Genomic DNA, 22,431 nt, shown 5'->3' on the forward strand with positions numbered 1-22,431 from the left:
ACTACGCCGGAGCGGTAAACGGCAGCTAATAAAAAAGCTCAGGCCTGAACCTGAGCTTTTTTATTTAAAAATGGCGGTGAGGGAGGGATTCGAACCCTCGATACGTTGCCGTATACACACTTTCCAGGCGTGCTCCTTCAGCCTCTCGGACACCTCACCGAATTGTTTCGCTACCCGTTGCCGGGCAACGGGGCGCCACTATAGGGAGTTGCGTTTCAGCGGTCAAGATAATTTTATGCATTTAGCGCCGTTCGCCTAAGCTCTGAACAGCAAAGGCGCGCGGGCGGTTTTACAGCGATAAGTAAGGTACTTATTGACCGCTATGTCAGCGGGTGTACACCGGATATTTTAGGCCATAACGATGTATCGCTATAGCCGGGCAGATTGGCCGCGTGCGAGCAGGTGATGTAACAACGCTGGCGATGGGACGGATAAAAATGTATCAAACACTGTATTGGGCGTGGTTAACGCTGGTGCACTGGAAAAGCGTTGAGCTAGTTGAACACAAAAAGCCCGATAAATCGGGCTTTTTGTGAGACAAAGTCGTTTTTTAAACCCACCAGGCGACTCTGCCATAAAGATGGCGGTGAGGGAGGGATTCGAACCCTCGATACGTTGCCGTATACACACTTTCCAGGCGTGCTCCTTCAGCCTCTCGGACACCTCACCGAACTGATTTATTCCTGCGGGCGGGACGGGCGCTAATGTAGGGGAAAGCATAAATCCCGTCAATGTAAATTTCAGCGATGCTGGCGCGTTCAGTTAAAGTTTGCTCTGATTGGCGGATTAAACAGCATTTCATTATGTTATTCATGCGGTTAGTGTGCATTCAGGCGCATTTTATTCGCGAAAAAAGAGCGTACGGGTAAATGTTCGTTCCAGGCGCTGCGAGCGCTCTGTGCTAAAGTGATAAACATCATTCACTTAGCACTCGGTCCATTAGGCCATCCTGGTTGCTATTGCCACATTGACCGCGCCTGATGTTTTAGCTACCTGCTATTCGCTCTGCTTTCTGCGCGCGGGCCTGCCGGACGTTTATCACAGCGCCCGGTGCTTTAAGTCTTTTCGCCGCCAGGAGTCGTTTGTAGGACTCAAGCTGTGCCAGCGTGCTATGGCACTTTTCAAATGCCGGCGCGGCCGGGAACATTACCCATAGGGGAGCCGTACATGGACATCCTGTTTTATCATCCCAGCTTTGACTGCGTCCGCTGGGGCGAATTATTAACGGCGACGCTACCGCAGGCTCGGGTGCGTGCCTGGGCGCCGGGCGATGTGGCGCATGCTGATTATGCGCTGGTGTGGGATCCACCGCCGGAGATGCTGCAGCGGCGCCCTTTAAAAGGCGTGTTTATCCTCGGCGCCGGCGTGGATGCCATACTTCAGCGCCTGGCGACGTGCCCGGAAATGTTACTACCGGAAGTGCCGCTGTATCGACTGGAAGACACCGGTATGGCACGGCAGATGCAGGAGTATGCGGTCAGCCAAACGCTGCACTGGTTTCGGCGTTTTGATGATTATCGGCTTGCGCAGCAGACGGCCCGCTGGGAACCGCTGCCGCCCTACGCGCGCGATGGGTTTACGGTTGGCGTGATGGGGGCCGGCGTTTTAGGCACCAGGGTAGCAGAAAGCCTGGCCGAATGGGCGTTTCCGGTGCGTACCTGGAGTCGAAGTCGTAAAAAGCGGGTAAAAATAACCAGTTTTGCCGGCGCCGATGAACTGCCCGCTTTTTTACAGGCAACGCGGGTGCTGATTAACCTGCTCCCTTCGACGCCGGAAACGGCCGGTCTTATTAATGAGACGCTGCTGGCGCAGCTTCCTGCGGGTGCATTTGTCATGAACCTTGCCCGCGGGGCGCATCTGGTGGAGGACGATCTGCTGGCGGCGTTAAATCGTGGTCATATTAAAGGTGCGATGCTGGACGTTTTTGCCCGTGAGCCGCTGCCGCCGGATAACCCACTCTGGCAGCATCCGCGAGTCGCTATCACTCCCCATGTAGCGGCGGCGACGCTTGAGGAAGAGGCTATTGCGTTTATCGCAGAGATAATTGCGCGGCGCGAGCGCGGGGAGCGCCCCGCAGGCGAAATAGACAGAGTTCGGGGATACTAACGCGATGTAGCAGCGCGGCGGGATCTAAAATCGCCGGGCGTTTGCTGGTATTCTTGTAAAAAAAGACAGGAGATATCGATGTACCCCGTTGACTTACATATGCACACCGTCGCCAGTACGCACGCTTATAGCACGCTTCATGACTATATTACGATGGCGAAACAAAAAGGGATTACGCTTTTCGCCATTACCGATCACGGCCCGGATATGGCCGATGCGCCGCATTACTGGCATTTTATGAATATGCACGTTTGGCCGCGCGTCGTGGACGGTGTAGGTATTTTACGGGGCATTGAAGCGAATATTAAAAATACCGCTGGCGATATCGACTGCACCGGACCGATGCTGGACGCTCTGGATTTAATCATCGCCGGGTTTCATGAACCCGTCTTTCCCCCGCGTGATGCAGTCGCTCATACCGAGGCGATGATAGCCGCAATGGCGGGAGGCGATGTACATATTATTAGCCATCCCGGCAATCCTAAATTCCCCGTGGATATTCCGGCGATTGCGGCAGCGGCAGCGTACTATCAGGTTGCGCTTGAATTGAATAATTCCTCCTTTAGCCACTCGCGTAAAGGCAGCGAGCCTAACTGTCGGGCAATCGCCGAAGCGGTGCGCGATGCCGGCGGCTGGCTGGCGCTGGGGTCTGATTCGCATACGGCGTTTACGCTGGGCGACTTCAGCGAGTGCCGTCGTATCCTGGATGAGGTTAATTTCCCCGAAGATCGTATTCTGAACGTATCGCCGCGTCGGCTGCTGGATTTTCTGGCTTCGCGCGGCATGCCCTGCGATCCTGAACTTAACGCGCTTTTTCAATGAGAATGAAAGAAATGAACGAATTTTCAATGGTATGCCGCGTTCTTGGCTCGCTTTGGTATCGTCATCCTCAGAATACGCTGCTGGCACCGCTTTATGATCTTATCCGTGAGGATAAGCTGGCGCCCGTATGGCCACTGGAGCAGGCCGCATTACTGGAGCGTTTACGCCAGAATAGCGAATGTGACGCGCTGGCCGCAGAGTATAATATGCTTTTTGTTGGCGAAGAATGTCGCGTGTCGCCATTCCGTTCCGCATGGGTCGGGCAGCGAGATGACAGCGAATTCCGCCAGTTTCTCACCTCATATCATATTCCTGCCGGTGACGGTGCCGCCGATCATTTCGGTGCTTTACTGCTGGCGGCTTCCTGGCTTGAAGATAATGCCGGTGAGCGTGATGATGAGGCGCTCGATACGCTCTTTGCCGACTGGTTATTGCCGTGGTGCGATTCCTTTCTGGGGAAAGTTGAGGCGCACGCGGAAACGGTTTTCTGGCGCACGATGGCTCAGTTAACGCGGGAAGCTATCTATGCGATGTGGGAAGAACTTCAGGAAAACGGCGACGAATTACCGGCGGATTAGTGTCATGCCACTTAGTGCTATTTGCGGCCACTAAACGGTGTCACAGCGCAGGAGCGTCGGGACGGAAGCATTTCGCCATGATACGGGCCTGGCCTGTTTAATATGGAGTTAATTTTAGGCCAGGGGTGTTTGTGAACATAGGCTTTATTTTCTGACGTCTCCTGTGATGGGCGTCAGTCGGATCTCTTCATTTGCCATGATAGAAAAAATATCTGATGCGAGCGGCACCTGCTGGCGTGAACCTGCCGGGGAAACCTCTGCTAATGAACACGCGACGTGGCTTGGACGCGCCGTAGCACCCGGTACGGCAAGCCACAAAGGGCTTAGCGGGCTTCACCCGTTGCCCGATAGTCTGGATGCCTTTGCGGCACGCTACCTTCTGGCGGAGGTGGCTGAGCGCACCCTGGACGTGCAGTACTATATCTGGGAGGACGATATGTCCGGGCGCCTGCTGTTCAGCGCGCTGGTAGCGGCGGCAGAGCGCGGCGTTCGGGTACGTATCTTACTGGATGATAATAATACGCAGGGCATGGACGATGTGCTGCGTTTACTGGATGCGCAGCCTAATATCAGCGTTCGTCTGTTTAACCCTTTTTCTTTTCGCACGCTGCGGGCGTTGGGTTATCTGACCGACTTCGCGCGCCTCAACCGCCGTATGCATAATAAAAGTTTTACCGTTGACGGTGAGGTGACCATTGTTGGCGGGCGCAACGTCGGCGATGCGTATTTCGGCGCCGGTGAACAGCCGCTGTTTACCGACCTCGACGTACTGGCAAGCGGGCCGGTGGTGGCTGAAGTGTGCGAAGACTTTGAACGCTATTGGAACAGCGCCTCTGTGTCTACGTTAGCCCACGTGCTCAATAGCGATAATGACGCAATTAGCCAACGTTTGTCTCTGCTGCCGGTGGAGCAGCACTCGACAATGGCACGGCGGTATCTGGAGCGTTTACGGACCTCGCATTTTGTGAGCCAGCTTGAGTCCGGATCCTTATCCATGATTTGGGCTAAGGCGCGATTGCTGAGTGACGATCCGCGTAAAGGCGAGGGCAAAGCCCGGCTGCGCAATTTGCTGGGCGTGCGGCTGCTGCGCGTTATTGGTGAACCCCGTACTCAGTTCGATATTATTTTGGCCTATTTTGTACCCACCCGCTCCGGCGTTGCCCAACTATTATCGCTGGCGCGCAAAGGCGTAAAAATCGCGATTCTGACTAATTCGCTGGCGGCGACGGACGTCGCGGTGGTGCACGCCGGCTATGCGCGCTGGCGCAAAAAATTATTGCGTCACGGTATCGCGCTGTATGAGTTAAAACCTCAGTCCGGTGATGGCGTAACGCAGCACGACCGCGGGTTAACCGGCAGTTCCGGTTCCAGCCTGCATGCCAAAACATTTAGCGTTGACGGGGAAAAAGTATTTATCGGCTCGTTTAATTTCGATCCTCGCTCGGCGATGCTGAATACCGAAATGGGATTTGTCATTGAAAGCGATGAGCTGGCGCAAAACATTCATCAGCGCTTCACGCGCAACCGCACCGAAGCCGCCTGGGCACTGCGGCTGGATAAGCTTGGTCGAATTAACTGGATTGATGAGCATAATGGTGCACAGCGCATAATTAAAAAGGAACCGCAAACGCGCTTTTGGCAGCGTGCGATGGTACGTATCGCCGCACGTTTGCCGGTAGAGTGGCTACTGTAGCTTTCCCCGCAGGGCGCGGGGAAGGAGCATCAGGCCGTAGGGGCCGGACGCGCGCGCTTTTTCTGAGGTTTTCCGGAAAACAAAAACCGCAGCAGCGGCACCCGTAGGTGTAGCTCATATAAAATAATGGCAATCCCGATAACAAAAACTAATCCTGCGCAAAATCCGAGCGTATTCGAGGCGATATGCGGCGTAATGAACGCGCCAAAAATGAGCGTGAGCGGATGGTGTACTAAATAAATAAACAGAGAGGCGTTAACGAAGTAAGTGACGCGCGGTGAATGCGAGTTAAGCAAGCGGTGCCCGAGAGAAAATACCACATTGGTCATCCAAAGCCCCATTAACATGGTAATGACGCCTTCGGTTTCAAATAGCCAGGCGTCTCCGCGCCCGAAGCGCTGATTGGCAATATAGGCGACAAAGGCCAGCGCTGCGCCGATAAAACAGGCGGGGGAAGGGCGAGTAAATAGCGCTTTTACCGACGGACGCGTAAACGCTATAGCGCCCAAAATAAAGAAAGGTAAATAGAAGAGCGTTTGCATCACTACAAAATTAAATAGCCCGTCGCTGAGCAGGCCGGGAGCCAGAATAAAGAGAGTATGGCGAAACACGCTCCACATAAGGCCGATAATCAAAAAAATCACCGACAGACGCAGCATAGATGCCGGTTTATTTATCGCCATCCTGGCACTGTTTTTTATTTTCTGAAAAATAAACAATCCCAGGGTTGTAAATATCACCAGTACCAGCAAAAACCACAGGTGGGAAATTAACTCCCACACCAGCGTATTATATTTTTGGTAAAAGCTGAGTTGATGCCACGTTGATGCCTGGCCGCTGACATATTGCAGCATAAGAAATTGCGGAAGCGTCAATAATGGAATAGCCGTTAGCATTGGAATGCCGACGCGCTCAACCCGGACCTTCCACCAATACCCTCGCGTATAGCGCAAATAAAGCATGTAGGAAAAATAGCCGGAGATGACAAAGAATACCTGCATACGAAAAGCATGAATGAAATCGTTAAACAGGGTAAGCCACCACGTGGGTTCTGCACTATTTACATGCCACTGATGGCTTGAATAGATCAGGGAAATATGAAAGGGAATGCCTAATAGCATGAGCCAGGCTCGGATCGAATCAAGGAAGAATTCGCGTTGCGCCGGTGCGTTACTCATATAACTCCAGAAGAATCTCGGACTAATCGCCTTATCCGTAAGTCCGGTACGGTTTAAATTGAAGCGCTAACCCTACACTAACGCTGGCGGGCTGTCTCCAGGAGAAGTGAATAAAGCGTAATCGTTTGACTTCTCGTAGCTAACACACAAACCCTATCGCTGAACCAGACCGTGATTTGGTTGTCGGAAAGTCGAAGTATCCATTAGAATGGATAGAATTGAATTTAGCACACAAAGGGGGATGTGCTGACTTTTATGAAACATAAACCAGAAATAAAACAACTGCGCTGGCTAGGTGCTGCAGTGATACTGTCCCTTTATACCACTTCGGTTTGGGCTTTTTCGATTGACGACGTCGCTAAAGAGGCAAAATCGCTGGCGGGTAAAGGTTACGAGGCACCTAAAAGTAATTTGCCTTCCGTTTTCCGCGATATGAAATACGCGGATTATCAGCAAATCCAGTTTAATCATGATAAAGCTTACTGGAATAAACTTAAGACCCCATTTAAGCTTGAGTTTTATCATCAAGGGATGTATTTCGATACGCCCGTCAAAATTAATGAAGTGACGGCCTCATCGGTCAATCGCATCAAATATAAGCCTGATTATTTCAATTTTGGCAAAGTGAAACACGACAAAGACACAGTGAAAAACCTGGGTTTTGCCGGATTCAAAGTGCTGTATCCACTCAATAATAAAGGTAAGAATGACGAAATAGTCAGTATGCTTGGCGCGAGCTATTTTCGTATTATCGGCTCCGGGCAGGTATATGGCCTTTCTGCACGCGGCCTGGCGATAGACACGGCGCTGCCGTCCGGTGAAGAGTTCCCGCGCTTTCGCGAGTTCTGGATTGAGCGTCCTGCGCCGAAAGCAAACTGGCTGGTAGTGTATGCGCTGCTGGATTCGCCCCGCGCTACCGGCGCCTATCGTTTTATTATCCGTCCCGGCCAGGATTCGGTTGTCGACGTGCAGTCAAAAATCTATTTGCGTGATGAAGTGGGCAAGCTTGGCGTAGCTCCGCTCACCAGCATGTTCCTGTTCGGGCCAAATCAGCCGTCGCCCGTCGCCAATTATCGCCCTGAAATGCATGATTCCAACGGGTTGTCTATTCATGCGGGCAACGGTGAATGGATTTGGCGCCCTCTGAACAATCCTAAACATTTGGCGGTCAGTACCTTTACTACGGAAAATCCTAAAGGCTTTGGTTTATTACAGCGTAACCGTAACTTCCATAGTTATGAAGATTTAGACGACCGTTATGATTTGCGCCCCAGCGCGTGGGTGCAGCCTGAAGGAGACTGGGGGAAAGGGCGGGTCGAGCTGGTGGAAATCCCCACCAACGATGAAACCAACGATAATATCGTCGCTTTCTGGACGCCGGATCAACTGCCTGCCCCGGGTAAAGAGATGAATTTCAAGTACTCTATCCGCTTTACCCGCGATGAAGATAAGTTACACGATGCAGAAAGTGCTTATGTACAGCAGACCCGTCGCTCCGTGGGTGATGTGAAACAGGCGAATTTAACCCGCCAGCCGGATGGCACCATTGCATTTATCGTAGACTACAGTGGCGCACAGTTGAAAAAACTGCCAAAAGATGCACCGGTGGCCGTTCAGGCCAGCATTGGTGACAACGGCGAAATCGTCGAAAATAGCGCGCGCTTCAACCCGGTAACGAAAGGCTGGCGTATGATGCTGAGGGTTAAAGTGAAAGACGAGAAGAAAACCACCGAGATGCGTGCTGCGCTGGTTAACGGTGATAAAACGCTAAGTGAAACCTGGAGCTACCAGTTACCTGCCAATGAATAAATCGACGAAGCAGAACTACGTTGACGCGCTCGTGCTTTCCGATAAATGGAAAGCCGAGCTGGCGGCAGCGGACGAAAACGTGTTGCATCAGGCGCTTGACGCGCAAGGGCACGCCTATACGCGCGACGATGATTCCCCTTTAGGGTCGGTCAAAACGCGGCTGGAGGGTACGTGGCCAGATGCGCTGGGCGGCGAACAGGTCATTGAGGATGCAGAGGGGCGTACTCAATTACGGGCGATGCCGGAAACTCATCGTTCATCAATGGTGCCGGAGCCCTGGCGCACCAACCCGGTCGGGCGTTTTTGGGATCGCCTGCGCGGGCGCGCCGTCTCGCCGCGTCACCACGTGATGTCCAAGGCGGAACAGATAAGCGAGCAGAAGTGGCGTATGGTCGGTACTATCCGCCGCTATATCCTATTGGTGCTGACCCTGGCGCAAACGGTGGTAGCCACCTGGTATATGAAAACTATCCTGCCGTATCAGGGCTGGGCGTTAATTAATCCGGGCGACATGATAGGGCAGGATGTTTGGGTCTCCTTTATGCAACTGCTGCCTTATATCCTGCAAAGCGGCATTCTTATCCTTTTTGCCATTTTGTTCTGCTGGATTTCCGCCGGTTTTTGGACCGCGCTGATGGGCTTTTTGCAACTGCTGATGGGGCGGGATAAGTACAGTATTTCGGCCTCAACCGTTGGCGATGAGCCGCTGAATCCTGCGCACCGTACGGCACTGATAATGCCTATCTGTAATGAGGATGTTAGCCGGGTATTTGCCGGTCTGCGGGCGACCTGGGAGTCTGTAAAAGCAACCGGGCAGCAGCAGCATTTTGATGTGTACATCCTGAGCGATAGCTACGATCCGGATATTTGTGTCGCTGAACAGAAAGCCTGGATGGAGCTGGTGGCTGAAGTGCAGGGTGAAGGGCAGATTTTTTATCGACGCCGCCGCCGCCGTATGAAGCGCAAAAGCGGCAATATTGATGATTTTTGCCGTCGCTGGGGCAGCCAGTACAGCTACATGGTGGTGCTGGATGCGGATTCGGTAATGACCGGTGATTGCCTGACACAGCTGGTACGCCTGATGGAGGCGAATCCAAACGCGGGGATTATCCAGTCTTCTCCGCGAGCTTCCGGCATGGATACGCTTTACGCGCGCTGCCAGCAGTTCGCGACGCGCGTTTACGGTCCTCTATTTACCGCAGGGCTGCACTTTTGGCAATTAGGAGAGTCGCATTACTGGGGGCATAATGCCATTATTCGCGTGAAACCTTTCATTGAGCACTGCGCGCTGGCGCCGTTGCCCGGAGAAGGTTCCTTCGCCGGTTCGATTTTGTCGCATGACTTTGTTGAAGCCGCTCTGATGCGTCGAGCGGGTTGGGGAGTCTGGATTGCGTACGATCTCCCCGGATCGTATGAAGAGCTTCCGCCCAATTTGCTGGATGAACTTAAGCGCGATCGCCGATGGTGTCATGGCAACTTGATGAATTTCCGCCTTTTCCTGGTTAAAGGCATGCACCCGGTTCATCGGGCGGTATTTTTGACCGGCGTGATGTCTTATCTGTCGGCGCCGCTTTGGTTTATGTTCCTCGCGCTGTCGACCGCGCTACAGGTAGTGCATGCGCTAACGGAGCCACAGTACTTTTTACAGCCGCGCCAGTTATTCCCTGTGTGGCCGCAGTGGCGCCCGGAGCTGGCTATCGCGCTGTTTGCTTCTACGATGGTGCTGCTGTTCCTGCCTAAATTACTGAGCGTAATTTTAATCTGGTGTAAAGGACCAAAAGCCTACGGCGGATTTATCCGCGTGACGCTGTCCCTGCTGCTGGAAGTATTATTCTCGGTTTTGCTGGCACCGGTGCGTATGCTTTTTCACACGGTGTTTGTCGTCAGCGCATTTTTAGGCTGGGAAGTGGTATGGAATTCGCCGCAGCGTGATGATGATTCCACGCCCTGGAGCGAAGCCTTTATTCGTCACGGCTCGCAAATGCTATTAGGCTTAGTATGGGCGGTAGGTATGGCGTGGCTGGATTTACGCTTTTTGTTCTGGCTGGCGCCGATTGTCTTCTCCCTGATCCTGTCACCGTTTGTTTCAGTCATCTCAAGCCGCACAACGGTAGGGCTGCGTTCTCGCCGCTGGAAATTATTCCTGATCCCTGAGGAATATTCCCCGCCGCAGGTGCTGATAGATACGGATAAATATCTGGCGCTCAATCGCGCGCGCGCGCTGAACGACGGTTTTATGCATGCGGTCTTTAATCCGGCCCTGAATGCGCTGGCGACGGCGATGGCCACGGCGCGCCACCGGGCCAGTCAGGTACTGGAAATTGCGCGTGACAGGCACGTGGAGCAGGCATTAAACGAGACGCCTGAAAAGCTCCACCGCGATCGTCGTCTGGTGTTATTAAGCGATCCTGTTACGATGTCGCGCCTGCACTATCGCGTGTGGCAAGCGCCTGAAAAATACTCATCTTGGGTGCAGTATTATCAGACGCTGGCGCTTAATCCACAGGCATTGCAGCAGCATTAATTAAAAAATCCGCCTTCGTGCAGAAGGCGGTATCGAGTTTCCCTGAGGGGTCGACTTACATTCTGAGAAAAATCTTTATCTTATCGTGACGTTAAAAAATGCCGGCCTGTCCCGGCATTTTTTATGGAAATAAAGAATATCGAGAAAAAATGAAAACACTATTGATGATAATGGTAGCTTTAAGCCTGAGCGGATGCGGCAGCATTATCAGCCGCACTTTGCCAGGGCAGGGTGAGGGGCGGCAGTATTATCCGGGCGTACGCTGGGATTTACGCGATACGCCCTGGCGATATGTCACTATTTTGGATTTACCGCTTTCACTTATCTTCGATACTTTACTGTTGCCGATAGACGCGCATCACGGACCCTATGAGTAAAGTTCCAGCCGCCGGCTTAGCGCTCATCCCATTCATCGGCCGCGGTCTGTCCTTCTTCTGTATCCAGAGGCGGCTCCAGTTGAAACTCGCCCTCATCCCATTCGTGCAGCGTATTTTCTTCTATCCATTCCTGAGCAAGTTCGATTTCGTCAAAATCACCGTCGTAAACGCTCTGCGCCGCGGCACCGCTTAACATAGCAAAGCACTCGCCCGCGTCGGTTTCATCGGCGAGGAATTCGGCCTGCCACATGATATCGCCATCCTGCAGAATATATTTTTGCATATTGAACTGCTGAACTTCGGCATCTTCTCCTTGCTCTGCGCTATAGGCTTCACGCGCGGCGTCAATGGCTTCTTCAAGAGTGGCGTACATAGTCATGATTTGCTCCCTATCCAAGTGTGGAACTGGTGATGAGTGATAAAAATAACCGCTCGATTTCTCAAAAGAATAGACCAGGTTTGGGAAAGTAAAGATGAGAGGGCAATTTTTTAGCCCTAAGCGCGAATGACGGCCGGCGAGACGTCGGCCGTGTTTAGTGGTTAATAGCGTGAGGGGACGCCTTCAGGGCGCGTTTTAAAGCGACGGTGCAGCCACATGTATTGATCGGGCGCCATCAGAATACAGCGCTCTACAATATGATTCATCCAAATAGCGGTCTCTTCAGGGCTGCCCAGCGGCGGGTTTTCTTCCGGAGGAAGCATAATAAGCTCATATCCTTTCGCGTTCGGCTTACGGCGCGGAACAAAAGGAACAATGCTGGCTTTAGACGTTTTGGCCAGCATCCAGGTGCCAGAAGTCGTTGCCGCCTGTTCAACGGCAAAAAACGGCACGAAGACGCTGTTACGAGGACCATAATCATGATCGGGTGCATACCAGATAACGTCGCCCTGCTTCAGCGCCCGGATCATACCTTTCAAATCTTTTCGGTTAATCATGGACTTGTTGGAGCGCATGCGGCCCCATGTCTGCAGCCAGTCGAGTAAGGGATTATCGTTGGGGCGATAAACGCCAATGCCGGGCGCGTGCATGCCAAAAATGCGTGCACCCAGCTCCAGGGTAAGAAAATGCACCCCGATAAGCAGAATGCCACGCTTTTCTTCATACAATTTTGTGACCGGATCGAAGCCCGTGACATCGAACCATTTTTCAATGCGCCAGTCGGGCCAGAACCAGGCCATTCCGGTTTCCAGCAGACCCATTCCTACAGATTCGAAATTTTTTTTGACTAATTGCTGGCGCTCGGATTCAGGCATGTCCGGGAAGCAAAGCTCAATATTTCGGTGCGCTATGTGCGCCCGTTTTTTCATGAGATGTCCGGCGGCGCGGCCTAAAATACGCCCAAGTTGCCAGATGACCGGATAAGGGAGTAGAACGATGAGATAAAGTACGCCAATACCCAGCCAGGTCAGCCAGTATCGGGGATGTAATAGTGCGCGAGAAAACTGTGGTAACTGTGTCATGACGATCCTGTATTCAGGAAAATAACTTACATTTACGCCTATTGTGACATTTTTTTTGGGTTCGCCAAAATCCAGTGACAGCCTGAGTGTTCTCCCGGATAACATTCATGGATGCGCCGGTAACGATTAAGGGCAACGGGCGCGCTGATATTACGCCCTTAATATTATGTTAAGGGTTACGCTGAGTAGGGGCTGCGCCGCGTGCATGCTCTCCTTCACCCGCACTGTTTATGTAGGGTGATAGTTGTGGTGAGCCGGGTGTGAATAACTACCCGCGCGGCGTCAAAGTTGCTGCAGCCGCGCGGGAGGGTTACTGTTGGATACCCTCGACGGAAATAATCAGTTCGGCATCCTGCGCGGCCGGCCCTAAATCTTTATTAATGTTAAAGTCTTTCAGATGAATTTTCCCTTTAGCTTCAAAGCCTGCGCGTTTTCCGCCCCACGGATCGTCACCTTTGCCCATGAGTTTGGCCTGTAGTGTCAGCGGCTTTGTGACGCCGTTTAACGTAAATTTTCCTTCAATTTGTAGTGCATCTTGCGCTTTCTTCACCGACGTTGAGGTAAATGTTGCCTGAGGATATTTACTGACATTCAGAAAATCGGCGCTGCGCAGGTGTTTATCACGCTCTGCGTGGTTGGTATCAATACTGGCCGTGTCGATAGAAACATTAACTTTGTCCGCCGTGGGATCTTTTTCATCAAAACTAAAGGTGCCCTGAAAATCTTTGAAAGTACCATAAAGCCAACTATAGCCTAAATGCTGGATACGAAAATTAACGAAAGCGTGCTGGCCTTCCGTGTCGATTTTGTAATCGGCGGCAAATGCAGAGGCGCTGGTGGCGAGCAGTGCAGTAAGGGCCAAAATGCGAAAATTTTTTTTCATAGTGATTCTCCAGAGTAAAGGGTCACGATTTGCTCAGCATGCGGCTGAGCGTGGCATCTTTGTCGATAAAGTGATGTTTGAGCGCGGCAAGGGCGTGTAGCGCAGAAAGCCCAATAAGCCCCCAGGCCAGCCAGAGATGTACGCGTCCTGCGATATCAGCCTGTTCTCCTTCGCCGCTAAGCAGGGCCGGAAGAGTAAACCAGCCGAAAACGCTGATAGGTTTACCGTCAGCCGTTGCGATGAGATATCCGCTTATCATAACGGCAAAAATAAGCATATACATGAGGTGATGGGCCGCGATTGCGACTATTTGCGTCATGCGTGAATGGGTTTCTAACGGCGTTGAAGGAGAAAGGCTGCGCCAGATAACTCGGGCCAGCATGATAAAAAATAGTATTACGCCAATGCTTTTATGGAGTTCTGGCGCCGTGTGGTACCAGCTGTCGTAGTAGCCCAGTGTGACCATCCACAACCCCAGTCCGAACATTCCATATATCAACAGAGCGGTTGTCCAGTGCAAAGCGACAGTCATGTAACCGTATTTTTCCTGCGTATTTCGCCAGCGCATTTCAGGTTGCCTCGAAGTAAAGCGAAGCCCCAATCTGGCGTGGAGTAAACTTAAATGCAACAAAAATATAACAATAAAACCATTTGTTTTTTTAATATCAAAAAAATTGAATAACTCGCCGGTAGTTTCGCCTTAATCTTGAAATAATATACGTTGTCGCGCCGTTGAGGACACCGGTAGTGTGGGAATTACAAGGATGTCATCCAGATATTGGCACAGTATATTTGGGAAGAGGAGGCGTGATGAAAGAGAACGCTACACCCCGTCCGGCCTGTCGCCAGTGGGCAAAATGAGACGGCGCACCTGACACCAAAGACGGTAAATCTGATAACGCGTAGCGCGGTTTTCGGCGAAATAACGAAGCAGACAGGCAGGGCCGCGCAGCGCGGCCGAAATTACTTAGCATCCGGGAAGAAGGACATCAGGCTTGCTTAAAGCGTGATAGCCTGAACGAGGCGAGCGCCGGGGTTATGGAGTGACCCTGCGCAAAGCGGCAGGCGATTTCCCCTAGCGCCGGTGCGAATTTAAACCCGTGCCCGCTAAGGCCGGTGATGACCAGTGCGTCAGGGGCTTGCGGTAAGGTATCGATGATAAAATCGCCATCAGGAGAATTATCATAACTACAGGCTTCTCCGTGCAAACAGACGCCGGTGCCAGGAAGAATTTGCCTTAAAAAAGTAAATGCCTCGCTGCCATCACTGACTGTTGTGCCGAAAGGCGCGCGTTGCTCAGGGCTACTGATAGGCTGCCCGCCGCTATGTTTGCCAATTTTTAGCGCGTTGTTTTGAGATGGGAAACCGTAAAAACTGTCGCCATTCTCAAGTTCAGCGGTAAATGCCGGAAAATGATTTTCGGTACTAAAGCGCCCGTCCGCCTGATGCCAGGCGAAAACTTTCCGGATAGGCGTAATGGGCAGTGATGGAAGCAACTTTCCTGCCCAGGTTCCGGCGCTGAGAAGTAATTTCGCGCCGCGCCAGCAGCCTTCCGCTGTATCGACTTCGATGCCGTTTTCCGTTTGTCGAATGGCCGTTGCCGGGCAGTTAAATAGCTGCGCACAGCCTGCCTCACAGGCCAGGCGAATAAATAAAGCGACCGCATCTTCACTGTTGAGCACCCCGCCGTTGGGTTCAAACATGCCAATAAAATATTCAGGGACGCGAATTTGCGGCCAGCGGGCCATTAACTCGCGGGCATTCATTTTTTCCAGCGGTATTTGCCACTGGCTGGCGCTGTGGGCAACATTGCTTAAAAATACACTGTCTGCCGGGCCAATATTGAGGACACCGGTTTGAGTGAACAGACGTTTTTCACTCAATTGCTGCAGTTCATCCCAGAGCGTTTGCGATCTTAACGCCAGGGAGACATATTTTTCACCTTCGCCGTAGGCGTGCCTGATGAGGCGCGTTTCACCGTGATGGCTGCCTTGCTGATGCGGCGGATGCGCGCTATCAATCATTAGTACGCGCAGCCCGGCCTGAGTGGCGTAATAGCCAGCCGCGGCGCCAATAGAGCCGCTCCCGACAATAATTAAATCGTAATCCATATTTTATCCGGGCATGTTAGCGTGAAATAAGCAGGGTAATTAACCGGGCTTCAACTCTCAAGCGCCAGCGTGTTTTTTATATTCGCCATTCGTTATTTTCGCCTGTTAGCGAAAAAGTTACTACTAATAACGATACGTATTTCCCGTTATTGAAACACGCAGTAATTTTCACCTGAAGTGACAACTGAAAACCCGCGGCCCGTTTAGGCAAATTTAACGCAGCAGCAATATGATAAAGTCAGATAAGTAGTGTGAAGCTGCAGGCAAATGCTTTTCTGTCAGTAATAAAAAAGCGCCAGAGGCGCTTTTTTATACTTCATCATGGAAACCCGGCGTCATAGCAGGTTAATGCTTTCTGAATACATCATCCTGATAATCACCTGACTCAATTTTAGCGATCCCGGCCTCAAGAATGGAGATGAATTGCCGGGCGACATCGGTTGTCAGCCATAGCGTTTGGCCAACTTCAGTTTCATCTGGCGTGGATTGATTTGCCGTCAGATAGTGCAGGCGGAGCATTAACGCATCGTAATTGTCTACAGTACTGATATCCCATCCTACAAGGGGATGCGTTTGAATCACTTCATGATTATTCTTCATCATACCCCCGTAATACGTGTTTAATGACAACGGACTTTGAGGCTAATGCGATTTTATTGTGAAGCAGATTAATTATATCAAAAAAATAATATTAAGAATATCTCGTTTAAACAACGGGGGAATTTGCCTTTTTATTACTGCGAGGCCCGTCCTCCGATAGCGTAATAGCGCGGTGAGATAAAAAAGCCGGTGGTTTATATGAAGAGTAAAAAACGGGCGGCGACGCCCGTAAACCCTGGCACAAAATCGCGTCAGGAATAAAACCAGTCGTCGGCGCTTTCCCAGGTTTCCTGAAGGATTTCGCTGATACGCGCTTTGTCTTCGCTGGAAGCACCGAGCACGGATAGATTGTTGCCTGCGGCGTAGCGTACCTGCACCTGACCGGGAATATCCGGAAAAGCCGCTTCAATACGTCGCGTTAGCTCTTCGCTTAGCGCATCTACGGCGCCCGGCGGGAGCGGCGTTGCTTTGGCGAGGGTAATTTCAATACGCATAATGAGTTCCCAAAAATAAATAACTGTATTTTTATACAGTATTTATTTTTGGCTGGCAATACTGAAAATTACCGGCGTTTTCTTATTTTGAATAAGAAATTTACTCAGATTTTATCGACCACGCTAAGGTTTCTCCGGCAAGGAAGGGGATTAATGTATCGTCTCCGGGTAGCTCAAGGCGCTCAGGTATAGTCTCCGGCGCACGAACCAGTGTAATGGTCTCTTCATTGGCGGGCATACCGTAAAAGCGCGGGCCGTTGAGCGAACAAAAAGCCTCCAGCTTATCCAGCGCATTAAGTTCTTCGAAAACGGATGCATACGCTCCAAGAGCCGCTGGGGCATTAAAGCAGCCGGCGCAGCCGCAGCTTGATTCTTTACGCGCGCGGGAGTGGGGCGCGGAGTCCGTGCCTAAAAACACGCGCTCGCAGCCGCTGGCGACTAACTCTCTTAGCGCCCGTTGATGGATGTTCCGCTTTAAAACGGGCAGACAATAGAGGTGGGGGCGAATACCGCCGGACAGCATATGGTTGCGATTAAACATTAAATGCTGAGGCGTAACGGTTGCCGCCAGGCGTGAATCGCCATCGCGAACATACCACGCCGCTTCCTGAGTCGTAATATGCTCAAATACTATTCTGAGCGCTGGATATCGCCGGCGCAGTGGTTCCATCACCGAATCGATAAAACGCGCTTCACGATCGAAAATGTCAATATCGGCATGCGTGACTTCACCGTGTATCAGAAGCGGCATGTCCAGCCGCTCCATTTGTTCCAGAAGTGGCGCTATTGTGTCTATGCTGGTCACGCCGTGCTGTGAATTGGTGGTCGCATTGGCCGGATAAAGCTTTGCTGCAGTGAACACCCCCTCGTTGAAACCGCGCCTGAGCGTCTCTGGTGCCAAAGAGTCCGTCAGATAGCAGGTCATTAAGGGGGTGAATGCATGATGAGGCGGCACGGCGGCTAAAATGCGCCGCCGGTAGGCGATAGCTGCTTCGACGCTGACGACAGGCGGCGTTAAATTAGGCATAACGATCGCGCGTGCAAACACGCCGCTGGTCCAGGGGAGAACGCTATGCATCAGATGGCCGTCGCGAAGATGCAGGTGCCAGTCATCCGGGCGTCGAAGGTGTATTTCCTGAACAGAAGTGGTCATGGGTGAATGCTCCGGCTTGGAATTATGTCATCAAACAAAAGGGGCCGGGCACAAAGCATAAGCAGAAATGCAGTGCAATGCACTCCCCTCCTGCGAAAATAATCGGAGAGGAGCCTTTTAGTAATGTTAGTCGGTAAAGGGAATAACGATTTGCCCGGGTTTAACTTCAATTCCTTTGGCGTATTTCTTCGCCAGCGCCTCGCCTTTGCTGCTATCTTCACTCAAAACATAGGCGGGTTTTTTATTGAAGTAATTGCGTAACGACTGGTTAAGATAAGGCACGATGGTTTGCAGCACGGACTGCATTTTTTCAGGTTTAATACTGGCATCGACAATCTCCATTTCCTGAAGATAAATCGCCCCTTGCTCTTTATTAAAAGCCGGCAGCGCTTTTAGCGTAAGCTGCATGGTGGCATTTTGATTACCGAACAGTGAATTCATCGTGAGATCGGCATCGCCGCTGAGCGTGACTTTATTCGGTTCACTGCGCCCAATCTGGCTTTTTAAATGTTTTAGAACGATATGCGCGTCGGCTATCCCGGGCAGGCCGATATCTTTTGCAAATTGGTTACGTTTTTCCAGCGCCTGGTTAATTTCCTGCTCATTCACGGTCCACGAGGTTAACTGATTACAGCCGACAAGCAGTGTGCTGACAGCAAGCGCAGCAGCCATTATAATTTTCTTCATTAGTTACTCTCTTAGGTACTCATAGCGTCGCTACTAACATTAAAGTATTATCCCGCGCGTTTAAGAGAAGGACTAGCAGAAAAAGCTGAAAGCCCCGGTAAAGGGGCCTGGATTAACGTGCAATAGACGTCAGTAGCGTAATTTGCGTTTGTTTAGCCATATTATCGCGATAATCCGCTACGCGGGCGGGATAGCTTATACCAGCGACCAGGGACAGGCTTCGCAGCAGGGGAAACAGTTGAAAATCGTCGTCGGAAAGTTCGCCGTTAACTGCATTAGGCTGTTTAATCAGCGGATCGAGAGTGCGTAAATCGTCGCTAATTTTCTTAATAAGCCCCGCTGAATGCGCGAGATGTTGTTCAAAATCGCCAATTATCGCTTCTTTTCTTTGCCTGAAACCGGCGCGCGCCTCCGGCGTCGTGAACTCGTCAAACGGTGCCGTTGCAAAGCGTGGCAAGAGCAGGCGATTTACGTAACCGTCAACGCGGCGCAGCCACGCTTCCAGCTGGGGGCTACGCGGCCCGGTAAGTAATGGTTTGCCGTCCAGCGCATCGACATAATGAACAATATCCATACTTTCAGCCATGCAGCGGCCATCATCTAACTGCAAAATGGGCACCATTTTTTTGCCAATCAGGCGTACGGGCGTTTCTTCATCGTCGTTTAACAGGGTTTTCAGCGTTACCGGGAGATTTTTTAACCCGAAGATCATACGGGCTTTAACGCAGAAAGGGCAGTGATCGTAAATATAAAGCTTCACGGTTCTCCTCCTCGACATAGGCCTCCCTGCAGTATGGAAGACAATTGTCGGGCCAGCAAACCCGGACTAAAAACAGAAGTGAGCAATTATCTAATATATCCCCCAGATAGCCTCTAATCATGCGGCTACCCGTGAAATTTATCGTCAACGTGCGGTTGAGCGCCGTCTGTTATGATTGTTTGACGGTACGCCCGCACGACGCAATGTTTCTGCTATCGGTACTACAGTTATGGGCGACGCTGCCAGAAATAAAAGGAAGGAGCAAAATACAGGTTATGTTTGGCTATCGTAATAACGCGCCTCAAATCAGGTTGGTGACTGACAGGCTTATCGTACGTCTGGTGCACGAGCGGGATGCCTGGCGCCTAGCCGATTACTATACGGAAAACCGCCATTTTCTTAAGCCATGGGAACCCATTCGCGATGAAAGTCACTGTTATCCATCCGGCTGGCAGGCGCGGTTAACTATGATAAATGAGATGCACCGACAGGGCAGCGCCTTTTATTTTGCGCTTTTTGACCCTAATGAACGCGAGATACTCGGCGTGGCTAATTTTTCAAACGTGGTGCGCGGCGCGTTTCACGCCTGTTATTTGGGATATTCGCTGGGTGAGGCCTGCCAGGGGAAGGGGTTGATGTTTGAGGCGCTTAGCGCGGCAATCCGCTATATGCAGCGTAGCCAGCATATTCATCGAATTATGGCTAACTATATGCCTCACAATCAGCGCAGCGGGGATCTTCTCTCCAGGCTGGGGTTTGAGAAAGAAGGGTACGCAAAGAATTATCTGCTGATTGATGGCGTCTGGCGCGATCATATATTAACGTCGCTTACCACCTCTGCATGGCGGCCAGGCCGTTAATTGTATGCGGTATCCTGCATTCTTCCCGTGAAATCGCCGTGAATTACCGCCTGTAACAACTCGCGGTAGTATTTCTGCCCGGGTTGAGTAGACTAAGCGCTTTTCATAGTTGCACGTTCTGTATAAAACAGATGCCAGGCGCAGGCTCACGGATGCCGTCGTCCGGGCGATGATGGAAGCGGTTAATGAATTTATTAAAATCGCTGGCTGCGGTCAGCTCAATGACGATGTTTTCTCGCGTGCTGGGGTTTGCCCGCGACGCTATCGTGGCGCGCATTTTCGGGGCCGGCATGGCAACAGACGCCTTTTTTGTCGCATTCAAGTTGCCAAACCTGTTGCGTCGTATTTTTGCCGAAGGCGCCTTTTCTCAGGCGTTTGTGCCTATCCTTGCAGAATATAAAAGTAAGGAAGGTGAAGAGGCCACGCGCGTATTTATAGCCTATGTGAGCGGTCTGCTGACGCTCGCGTTATCTATCGTCACCGTTCTTGGGATGATAGCGGCACCTTGGGTTATTATGGTTACTGCGCAGGGGTTTGCCGATACGGTGGACAAATTTACCCTTACGACGCAGCTACTTCGTATTACATTTCCGTATATTTTGCTGATTTCACTCGCCTCACTGGTTGGCGCAATACTCAATACATGGAATCGGTTCTCAATTCCTGCCTTTGCGCCCACGCTGCTGAATATCAGCATGATTGGATTTGCGCTCTTTGCCGCGCCCTATTTTCATCCGCCGGTACTTGCGCTGGCGTGGGCGGTAACGGTGGGCGGGGTTTTGCAGCTTTTTTATCAATTGCCCCATCTGAAGAAGATAGGGATGCTGGTCTTGCCGCGCGTCAGTTTTAATAATGCCGGGGCGCTGCGGGTCATGCGCCAAATGGGGCCAGCGATTCTGGGGGTTTCCGTTAGTCAGATTTCATTAATCATTAATACGATTTTTGCATCGTTTTTAGTGTCAGGCTCGGTCTCATGGATGTATTACGCTGACCGATTAATGGAATTTCCTTCCGGCGTGCTGGGAGTAGCATTAGGGACTATCTTGCTGCCGTCGTTGTCGCGCAGCTTTGCCAGCGGCGATCGTGAGGAATACAACCGCCTTATGGATTGGGGGTTACGTCTCTGTTTCCTGCTGGCGCTACCAAGCGCCGTTGCCCTCGGTATTCTCGCACAGCCATTGACGGTGTCTTTATTTCAATATGGAAAGTTTTCAGCATTTGATGCGCTTATGACCCAGCGGGCGCTGATTGCCTACTCCGTGGGGTTAATTGGCCTGATTGTGGTTAAGGTATTGGCTCCAGGCTTTTATTCGCGGCAGGATATTAAAACGCCAGTGAAAATTGCCATAGTAACGCTCATTATGACTCAGCTTATGAATTTGGCATTCATAGGGCCGCTGCGCCATGCCGGCCTGTCGCTTTCAATCGGGCTGGCAGCATGTCTGAATGCGGCATTATTATTCTGGCAGCTCCGTAAGCGCCAGATTTTTACGCCACAGCCAGGCTGGAGGCTGTTTTTAACTCGTTTGATTATTGCTGTGGCAGTGATGGCGGCGGTGTTAATCGGCGTGCTTCATTTTATGCCTGAATGGAGTACCGGAACGATGCCTTTCCGTTTGCTACGCCTGGTGAGCGTTGTGCTGGCCGGGTCTGCTGCCTACTTTATCACGCTGGGCGCGCTGGGATTTCGGCCCCGCCATTTTGCCCGACGCACGACGTCGGCTTAACTATCTGCGGTGTAATTGGGCTATGTATTCGCTCACACTGGCAGTGACGCTGTCATATTTATCAGGCTGCAGGCCGTGCGGCCCGCTATTTCAGAAGGCGCGCGTAGTCGGTGCTCTATCCGTTCAGTATGATTCATGTGCGATAACGCTAGCGGTTGCGCTGCCGGCTTAACATGACTGGGGGCGGTGTTTTTGCCCGACGCACGACTTCGGCTTAACTACCTGCGGTGTGATTGGGCCGCGCGTTCGCTCACGCTGGCAGTGACGCTGGCAGATTTATCAGGCTGCAGGCCGTGCGGCCTACTATTTCCGAAGGCGCACCGCGAGCGAAATACCATCCGCTTTATCTTCGGTAATCAAATTATGCAAACCGGCTGATGATATTACCGGCCCCGCGTTGTTTCGATCCTGCCCGTTCCCGGTTTGAGACAGTGGCGTTTTCGGTACTCGTTACTGAGAGGAGCGCTAGTCTGATAACTGCGAGTTTTATCCGTGCGTTCCAGGGATACCGATGCACTCGTGAGGAAAAGACTATCGTCGACGCTGGCTCTCTATCGAAAGCAAGGTAATTATCGGGTTCGTAGAGGGGGGATTACTGATAAGTAAAA

20 protein-coding genes and 2 tRNA genes are annotated in these 22,431 nt (G+C 51.7%); 9 read left to right on the forward strand and 13 right to left on the reverse strand.

Annotation, left to right across the window (positions count from 1 at the left end; genetic code table 11):
- Positions 1 to 71: 71 nt before the first annotated feature.
- Both SFA31_RS13475 and SFA31_RS13480 read right to left on the reverse strand, forming a co-directional pair.
- A tRNA-Ser gene (locus SFA31_RS13475) sits at positions 72 to 159 on the reverse strand.
- Between the two features lie 422 nt (positions 160 to 581).
- Positions 582 to 669 (reverse strand) — tRNA-Ser (locus tag SFA31_RS13480).
- 498 nt (positions 670 to 1,167) lie between these two features.
- On the opposite strand from SFA31_RS13480, the gene ghrA reads away from it, so the two are divergent.
- From ghrA to SFA31_RS13500, 4 genes are all read left to right on the forward strand, one after another.
- The gene (gene ghrA / locus SFA31_RS13485) at positions 1,168 to 2,106 is read left to right on the forward strand and encodes a glyoxylate/hydroxypyruvate reductase GhrA (protein WP_322838438.1); all 939 of its coding nucleotides are present in this window, start codon (positions 1,168 to 1,170) and stop codon (positions 2,104 to 2,106) included.
- A gap of 78 nt (positions 2,107 to 2,184) precedes the next feature.
- Complete coding sequence (locus SFA31_RS13490; protein WP_322838439.1) at positions 2,185 to 2,928, forward strand: phosphatase; 744 nt, start codon at positions 2,185 to 2,187, stop codon at positions 2,926 to 2,928.
- An 11-nt stretch (positions 2,929 to 2,939) separates the two neighbouring features.
- On the forward strand, positions 2,940 to 3,506 hold the full coding sequence (locus SFA31_RS13495) for a molecular chaperone (RefSeq protein WP_322838440.1): 567 nt from the start codon (positions 2,940 to 2,942) through the stop codon (positions 3,504 to 3,506).
- 196 nt (positions 3,507 to 3,702) lie between these two features.
- The gene (locus SFA31_RS13500) at positions 3,703 to 5,199 is read left to right on the forward strand and encodes a phospholipase D family protein (RefSeq protein ID WP_322838441.1); all 1,497 of its coding nucleotides are present in this window, start codon (positions 3,703 to 3,705) and stop codon (positions 5,197 to 5,199) included.
- Between the two features lie 29 nt (positions 5,200 to 5,228).
- Here SFA31_RS13500 and mdoC read toward each other — a convergent pair whose 3' ends face one another.
- Positions 5,229 to 6,377 (reverse strand): glucans biosynthesis protein MdoC, encoded by a 1,149-nt coding sequence (mdoC, locus tag SFA31_RS13505; protein WP_322838442.1) that lies wholly within the window; start codon positions 6,375 to 6,377, stop codon positions 5,229 to 5,231.
- Positions 6,378 to 6,650: 273 nt separating this feature from the next.
- On the opposite strand from mdoC, the gene mdoG reads away from it, so the two are divergent.
- The 3 genes from mdoG (at position 6,651) to SFA31_RS13520 (ending at position 11,087) form a co-directional block, all read left to right on the forward strand.
- Positions 6,651 to 8,186, forward strand: a complete 1,536-nt coding sequence (gene mdoG, locus SFA31_RS13510) for a glucans biosynthesis protein MdoG (RefSeq protein ID WP_322839368.1) — start codon at positions 6,651 to 6,653, stop codon at positions 8,184 to 8,186.
- Positions 8,179 to 10,710, forward strand: a complete 2,532-nt coding sequence (gene mdoH, locus SFA31_RS13515) for a glucans biosynthesis glucosyltransferase MdoH (protein WP_322839369.1) — start codon at positions 8,179 to 8,181, stop codon at positions 10,708 to 10,710. Before mdoG ends, mdoH begins: the two co-directional genes overlap by 8 nt.
- Before the next feature lie 149 nt (positions 10,711 to 10,859).
- Entirely contained in the window at positions 10,860 to 11,087 is a 228-nt protein-coding gene (locus SFA31_RS13520) for a YceK/YidQ family lipoprotein (RefSeq protein ID WP_322838443.1), read from the forward strand.
- A 16-nt stretch (positions 11,088 to 11,103) separates the two neighbouring features.
- Here the strand turns inward: SFA31_RS13520 and SFA31_RS13525 are convergent, their stop codons facing one another.
- The 10 genes from SFA31_RS13525 to grxB all read right to left on the reverse strand — a co-directional run bounded on the left by SFA31_RS13525 (position 11,104) and on the right by grxB (position 19,236).
- Positions 11,104 to 11,466, reverse strand: a complete 363-nt coding sequence (locus SFA31_RS13525; RefSeq protein ID WP_322838444.1) for a MysB family protein — start codon at positions 11,464 to 11,466, stop codon at positions 11,104 to 11,106.
- Positions 11,467 to 11,627: 161 nt separating this feature from the next.
- The gene (locus SFA31_RS13530; RefSeq protein ID WP_322838445.1) at positions 11,628 to 12,548 is read right to left on the reverse strand and encodes a Kdo(2)-lipid IV(A) acyltransferase; all 921 of its coding nucleotides are present in this window, start codon (positions 12,546 to 12,548) and stop codon (positions 11,628 to 11,630) included.
- A gap of 310 nt (positions 12,549 to 12,858) precedes the next feature.
- Positions 12,859 to 13,431, reverse strand: coding sequence for a YceI family protein (locus SFA31_RS13535; RefSeq protein WP_322838446.1), 573 nt, complete (start codon positions 13,429 to 13,431; stop codon positions 12,859 to 12,861).
- A 22-nt stretch (positions 13,432 to 13,453) separates the two neighbouring features.
- Complete coding sequence (locus SFA31_RS13540; RefSeq protein WP_322838447.1) at positions 13,454 to 13,999, reverse strand: cytochrome b; 546 nt, start codon at positions 13,997 to 13,999, stop codon at positions 13,454 to 13,456.
- A 421-nt stretch (positions 14,000 to 14,420) separates the two neighbouring features.
- Entirely contained in the window at positions 14,421 to 15,542 is a 1,122-nt protein-coding gene (gene solA / locus SFA31_RS13545; RefSeq protein WP_322838448.1) for an N-methyl-L-tryptophan oxidase, read from the reverse strand.
- Between the two features lie 345 nt (positions 15,543 to 15,887).
- Positions 15,888 to 16,142, reverse strand: coding sequence for a biofilm formation regulator BssS (gene bssS, locus SFA31_RS13550; RefSeq protein WP_322838449.1), 255 nt, complete (start codon positions 16,140 to 16,142; stop codon positions 15,888 to 15,890).
- 251 nt (positions 16,143 to 16,393) lie between these two features.
- On the reverse strand, positions 16,394 to 16,636 hold the full coding sequence (gene dinI / locus SFA31_RS13555) for a DNA damage-inducible protein I (protein ID WP_322838450.1): 243 nt from the start codon (positions 16,634 to 16,636) through the stop codon (positions 16,394 to 16,396).
- A gap of 100 nt (positions 16,637 to 16,736) precedes the next feature.
- A complete protein-coding gene (pyrC, locus tag SFA31_RS13560; RefSeq protein ID WP_322838451.1) occupies positions 16,737 to 17,789 on the reverse strand; it encodes a dihydroorotase in 1,053 nt (350 codons plus the stop codon).
- A gap of 126 nt (positions 17,790 to 17,915) precedes the next feature.
- A complete protein-coding gene (locus tag SFA31_RS13565; protein ID WP_322838452.1) occupies positions 17,916 to 18,476 on the reverse strand; it encodes a lipoprotein in 561 nt (186 codons plus the stop codon).
- A 112-nt stretch (positions 18,477 to 18,588) separates the two neighbouring features.
- The gene (grxB, locus tag SFA31_RS13570) at positions 18,589 to 19,236 is read right to left on the reverse strand and encodes a glutaredoxin 2 (RefSeq protein WP_322838453.1); all 648 of its coding nucleotides are present in this window, start codon (positions 19,234 to 19,236) and stop codon (positions 18,589 to 18,591) included.
- Between the two features lie 275 nt (positions 19,237 to 19,511).
- Between grxB and rimJ the strand changes: the two genes are divergently transcribed.
- Both rimJ and murJ read left to right on the forward strand, forming a co-directional pair.
- Complete coding sequence (rimJ, locus tag SFA31_RS13575) at positions 19,512 to 20,096, forward strand: ribosomal protein S5-alanine N-acetyltransferase (RefSeq protein WP_322839370.1); 585 nt, start codon at positions 19,512 to 19,514, stop codon at positions 20,094 to 20,096.
- Between the two features lie 185 nt (positions 20,097 to 20,281).
- Positions 20,282 to 21,823 (forward strand): murein biosynthesis integral membrane protein MurJ, encoded by a 1,542-nt coding sequence (gene murJ / locus SFA31_RS13580; protein WP_322838454.1) that lies wholly within the window; start codon positions 20,282 to 20,284, stop codon positions 21,821 to 21,823.
- Positions 21,824 to 22,431 lie beyond the last annotated feature (608 nt).

It is taken from the genome of Erwinia sp. HR93, from assembly GCF_034555055.1.
In the GTDB taxonomy this organism is placed as follows: domain Bacteria; phylum Pseudomonadota; class Gammaproteobacteria; order Enterobacterales; family Enterobacteriaceae; genus Apirhabdus; species Apirhabdus apintestini.

What these genes read in the sequence shown, in the direction of transcription:
- ghrA (WP_322838438.1), top strand. Translation starts at nt 1,168, where the DNA reads ATGGACATCCTGTTTTATCATCCCAGCTTTGACTGCGTCCGCTGGGGC.
- SFA31_RS13490 (WP_322838439.1), top strand. Translation starts at nt 2,185, where the DNA reads ATGTACCCCGTTGACTTACATATGCACACCGTCGCCAGTACGCACGCT.
- SFA31_RS13495 (WP_322838440.1), top strand. Translation starts at nt 2,940, where the DNA reads ATGAACGAATTTTCAATGGTATGCCGCGTTCTTGGCTCGCTTTGGTAT.
- SFA31_RS13500 (WP_322838441.1), top strand. Translation starts at nt 3,703, where the DNA reads ATGATAGAAAAAATATCTGATGCGAGCGGCACCTGCTGGCGTGAACCT.
- mdoC (WP_322838442.1), bottom strand. Translation starts at nt 6,377, where the DNA reads ATGAGTAACGCACCGGCGCAACGCGAATTCTTCCTTGATTCGATCCGA.
- mdoH (WP_322839369.1), top strand. Translation starts at nt 8,179, where the DNA reads ATGAATAAATCGACGAAGCAGAACTACGTTGACGCGCTCGTGCTTTCC.
- SFA31_RS13520 (WP_322838443.1), top strand. Translation starts at nt 10,860, where the DNA reads ATGAAAACACTATTGATGATAATGGTAGCTTTAAGCCTGAGCGGATGC.
- SFA31_RS13525 (WP_322838444.1), bottom strand. Translation starts at nt 11,466, where the DNA reads ATGACTATGTACGCCACTCTTGAAGAAGCCATTGACGCCGCGCGTGAA.
- SFA31_RS13530 (WP_322838445.1), bottom strand. Translation starts at nt 12,548, where the DNA reads ATGACACAGTTACCACAGTTTTCTCGCGCACTATTACATCCCCGATAC.
- SFA31_RS13535 (WP_322838446.1), bottom strand. Translation starts at nt 13,431, where the DNA reads ATGAAAAAAAATTTTCGCATTTTGGCCCTTACTGCACTGCTCGCCACC.
- SFA31_RS13540 (WP_322838447.1), bottom strand. Translation starts at nt 13,999, where the DNA reads ATGCGCTGGCGAAATACGCAGGAAAAATACGGTTACATGACTGTCGCT.
- solA (WP_322838448.1), bottom strand. Translation starts at nt 15,542, where the DNA reads ATGGATTACGATTTAATTATTGTCGGGAGCGGCTCTATTGGCGCCGCG.
- bssS (WP_322838449.1), bottom strand. Translation starts at nt 16,142, where the DNA reads ATGAAGAATAATCATGAAGTGATTCAAACGCATCCCCTTGTAGGATGG.
- dinI (WP_322838450.1), bottom strand. Translation starts at nt 16,636, where the DNA reads ATGCGTATTGAAATTACCCTCGCCAAAGCAACGCCGCTCCCGCCGGGC.
- pyrC (WP_322838451.1), bottom strand. Translation starts at nt 17,789, where the DNA reads ATGACCACTTCTGTTCAGGAAATACACCTTCGACGCCCGGATGACTGG.
- SFA31_RS13565 (WP_322838452.1), bottom strand. Translation starts at nt 18,476, where the DNA reads ATGAAGAAAATTATAATGGCTGCTGCGCTTGCTGTCAGCACACTGCTT.
- rimJ (WP_322839370.1), top strand. Translation starts at nt 19,512, where the DNA reads ATGTTTGGCTATCGTAATAACGCGCCTCAAATCAGGTTGGTGACTGAC.
- murJ (WP_322838454.1), top strand. Translation starts at nt 20,282, where the DNA reads ATGAATTTATTAAAATCGCTGGCTGCGGTCAGCTCAATGACGATGTTT.